The sequence below is a fragment of the Mesorhizobium sp. M2A.F.Ca.ET.037.01.1.1 genome, from assembly GCF_003998075.1.
In the GTDB taxonomy this organism is placed as follows: domain Bacteria; phylum Pseudomonadota; class Alphaproteobacteria; order Rhizobiales; family Rhizobiaceae; genus Mesorhizobium.
The window spans coordinates 1-3,420 of the sequence record NZ_RZSA01000748.1 but is presented as its reverse complement, the minus strand read 5'-3'; the positions used below and the strand labels follow the sequence as shown (position 1 = coordinate 3,420).

5 protein-coding genes are annotated in these 3,420 nt (G+C 63.2%); 1 reads left to right on the top strand and 4 read right to left on the bottom strand.

Annotated elements, in window-relative coordinates; genetic code table 11:
- A partial coding sequence (locus EOA27_RS28285; RefSeq protein WP_189562134.1) for a TRIC cation channel family protein occupies positions 1-335 on the bottom strand: 335 nt, incomplete at its 3' end.
- Between the two features lie 124 nt (positions 336-459).
- Positions 460-1,092, bottom strand: a complete 633-nt coding sequence (gene grpE, locus EOA27_RS28280; protein WP_042641032.1) for a nucleotide exchange factor GrpE — start codon at positions 1,090-1,092, stop codon at positions 460-462.
- A gap of 218 nt (positions 1,093-1,310) precedes the next feature.
- On the opposite strand from grpE, the gene EOA27_RS28275 reads away from it, so the two are divergent.
- Positions 1,311-1,511: a hypothetical protein gene (locus EOA27_RS28275; RefSeq protein ID WP_042641030.1), complete on the top strand. Its 201-nt coding sequence runs from the start codon at positions 1,311-1,313 to the stop codon at positions 1,509-1,511.
- Between the two features lie 75 nt (positions 1,512-1,586).
- Here EOA27_RS28275 and EOA27_RS28270 read toward each other — a convergent pair whose 3' ends face one another.
- Together EOA27_RS28270 and EOA27_RS28265 are read right to left on the bottom strand one after the other, a co-directional pair.
- Entirely contained in the window at positions 1,587-2,207 is a 621-nt protein-coding gene (locus tag EOA27_RS28270) for a DJ-1/PfpI family protein (RefSeq protein WP_126081180.1), read from the bottom strand.
- Between the two features lie 193 nt (positions 2,208-2,400).
- A partial coding sequence (locus EOA27_RS28265; protein WP_189562133.1) for a GMC oxidoreductase occupies positions 2,401-3,420 on the bottom strand: 1,020 nt, incomplete at its 5' end.

Here is a 3,420-nt window from a genome sequence, read left to right as displayed (position 1 = left end):
GTGATGGCCAGCCCCTTTGCCGCGCCCATCACCGAGAACGCGGCAAGGCCGACGGCATCGAGCCAGAGCAGCAGCTTGTAGCGGGATTCGAAGCGGTGGGCGCTGAAGAAGACCAGCACCGCGACGACCGCGCAGATCAGCACATAGCCGCTGTTGGCGACCCAGAATACGGGCAGGTTGAGGATGACGTCGCGTAGCGTCCCGCCGCCGATGCCGGTGATGCTGGCCAGGAACAGGAAGCCGATAATATCAAGCTGCTTGCGCGATGCGGCAAGCGCGCCCGTCGCCGCGAAGACGGCGACGCCGGCATAGTCGAGCAAGGCGATGGGGTTCAAGGACATAGGGGAGTAGGGCAGTAAGGGAGTAGGGCAATAGGGAAAGTTGAATAGCATAGAACCGCGTCAAAGTACGGTTCCGCTTCCCCTACTCCCTTAGTGCCCTACTCCCTTACTCCCCTATTCACGCATCCTTCTCGGCCTGCTCGTTCACCGGGCCGGGCTCGACCTTCGCCTCGGCGGTTGCCTTCGGGCCACCCTTGGCAACACCGACCATCGCCGGCCGCAACACGCGCTCGCCGATCGAATAGCCGGGCTGCACCACCTGCACGACGGTGCCGGCCGGGACCTCCGGATTGGGCACTTCGAACATCGCTTGGTGGAAGTTCGGATCGAACTTCTCGCCTTCGGGCGCGAGTTTCTTCACGCCGTGGCGCTCCAGCGCCGAAAGCATGGCGCGTTCGGTGAGGTCGACACCCTCGATAAGCGCCTTGAAGCCGGCATCGCCGGAAGCCTTGGCCTCGGCCGGAATGGCATCGAGCGCGCGGCGCAGATTGTCCGATACAGACAGCATGTCGCGCGCGAAATTGGCCACCGCGTAAGTGCGCGCGTCATGCACGTCGCGCGCGGTGCGCCGCCGCAAATTCTCCATTTCGGCCGCGACGCGCAACGCGCGGTCCTTCAGTTCCTCGTTTTCCTTCAGCAGCCGCACGAGCGCTTCATAGTCGCCGTCGACGCCACCTTCCGCGCGCTCGCCGGAAGCCTGGGTGGCTTCCATATCTTCGGGCGTGCGTTCGTCTTTTGCCTGGTCGCTCATCGCCGTTTCCCGTCATTCGGATTGGTCTGGATTTGCGCCCGATATCGAGGTTTGGAGGCCAAAAATCAAGGGGTAAGCGCTCGCCGCCGATGCCGAACCATGGTTCCAAATTAATTCAAATTTTACCGTATCACGCGGCTTTGCTTGCCCTCGAATGCCGTTGCGGGAACCATAAACGGGCTGGAGGAGTTTCGAAGCCGACACAGGATTTTGGGACGATGAACGGCAACAACGGCAACCGGCGCGCCGAATTGGCCAACGATATCAGGCGGCAGGCAGGCAGCGAAGCGACAAAGCGCTTTTTGCGCACCTTGCCGGCATTTCGCCTGGAAAAAGAGGTGCCCCGGCGGCTGAGCGACCTGCTTGACCGCCTGGACGCTGCGGATGCCAGGAAAGCCGGCGGCGAGCGGCGTCGATAGCCGCGCGCCGCGGTTCGAGCAATTCCAGGAAAAGTGCGTAGCGGTTTTCCGTCCGGAATTGCGCAAAGGACAAGTTCAGGCCGCCTTTCGGTCATCGCGCATCAGCGCTTCGCCGTGGCGGATCTCGGTGCCGAGCACCTTCAGGCATTCCCGCATGAAAGCGGCAAGGCCCGGCCAGCCTTTCGCCGACACCAGATTGCCGTCGACATGCGCGCCGGTCGGGGCGACGTCGACATAGATACCGCCGGCAAGCGTCACTTCCGGCTCGCAATACTGCAGCGCCGCCACTTTCTTGCCGCGCACCACGCCGTCGACCGCGATCAGGATCTGCACGCCGTGGCAAATGGTGAAGATCGGCTTGCCGGTCTCGTGGAAATGCCTGACCAGCGCCTGCACGCGCTTGTCGATGCGGATATATTCCGGTCCGCGCCCGCCCGCGGCGTAAACCGCGTCATAGTCGGCCGGATTCACCTCGGCGAAGGTCTTGTTGAGGATGTAATCGTGGCCGAGCTTTTCGGTATAGGTCTGGTGGCCTTCGAAGTCGTGCAACGAGGTCTTGAGCACGTCGCCCGCCTTCTTGTCCGGGCACACGACATGGACGGTGTGCCCCACCGCGTGCATGGCCTGTTCAAAGACGAAAATCTCGTATTCCTCGCTGAACTCGCCAACGAGCATCAATATCTTCTTGCCGGCCATGCCGTTCCTCCCTTAGCTGGCTACTTATTTCGGGGTGCAAAATAGTAAACCCATCCTAAGGTGAGGACGGCAAAAGGGGAAGCGCAAATCGTCAATTTGGTCTGACCAGATGGACTCGATCCTATCGGCGGGCAGGCAAAGACGATGTCCTAGCGACAGAACCGAAAATGGCTGGTCCGACCAAGGCCGACGATCAGACCGCGGCCCGGATCATATCCGCGGCCTTCTCGGCAATCATGATCGTCGGCGCATTGGTGTTGCCGCCGATCAGGGTCGGCATCACCGAGGCATCGACGACGCGCAACCCTTCCAGCCCGCGCACCTTGAGCTGCGCGTCGACCACGGCCATGTCGTCGACGCCCATCTTGCAGGTGCCGGCCGGGTGGTAGATCGTGTCGGCGCGCGCCGTGATATGCGCCATCAGCTCGGCATCGCTCGAAGCGCCGGCGGTGTAGATTTCCCTGGCGCGATATTTGGCCAGCGCCGGCGCCTCCAATATGGCGCGCATCTTCCGCACGCCTTTGAGCAGAAGGTCGGCGTCGCGCTCGTCCTCGAGGAAACGCGGATCGATGCGCGGCGGCGCCAGCGGATCGGCGCTGTTCAAACCCACCTCGCCGCGCGAATAGGGCCGCAGCACGCAGACATGGCAGGAAAACCCGTAGCCCATATGCAGCTTGCGGCCATGGTCGTCGACGATGGCGATGCAGAAATGCAATTGCAGGTCGGGCCGCTCGATCGCCGGGTCGGATTTCAGGAAAGCGCCGCCTTCGGCATAGGGCGTGGCGATCATGCCGGTTCCGTCCTTGCGCCAGCGCAGCATGTGCCGGATCAGGCCGGGCATGCCGCTGAGGCCGATGCCCATCAAATCCGTCTGTCTGGACTTCCAGGCGAGGATGAAATCGAGATGGTCCTGCAGGTTCTTGCCGACGCCCGGCAATTCGTGGACAAGCGGGATGCCGTGCGCCGCGAGTTCCACCGCCGGTCCGATGCCGGAGAGCAGGAGCAGCTGTGGCGATCCGAACGCCCCGCCGCACAGGATGACTTCGCGCCTGGCTTCCGCCACGGCCTCGCTCTTGCCGATGCGATAGCGCACGCCAGTGGCGCGCCTGCCGTTGAGCACGACCCCCGTCGCATGCGCGCCGGTGACCACGGTGAGGTTCGGCCGGTTCATCGCCGGATGCAGATAGGCGGCGGCCGCCGAGCAGCGCTCGCC

What these genes read in the sequence shown, in the direction of transcription:
- grpE (WP_042641032.1), bottom strand. Translation starts at nt 1,092, where the DNA reads ATGAGCGACCAGGCAAAAGACGAACGCACGCCCGAAGATATGGAAGCC.
- EOA27_RS28275 (WP_042641030.1), top strand. Translation starts at nt 1,311, where the DNA reads ATGAACGGCAACAACGGCAACCGGCGCGCCGAATTGGCCAACGATATC.
- EOA27_RS28270 (WP_126081180.1), bottom strand. Translation starts at nt 2,207, where the DNA reads ATGGCCGGCAAGAAGATATTGATGCTCGTTGGCGAGTTCAGCGAGGAA.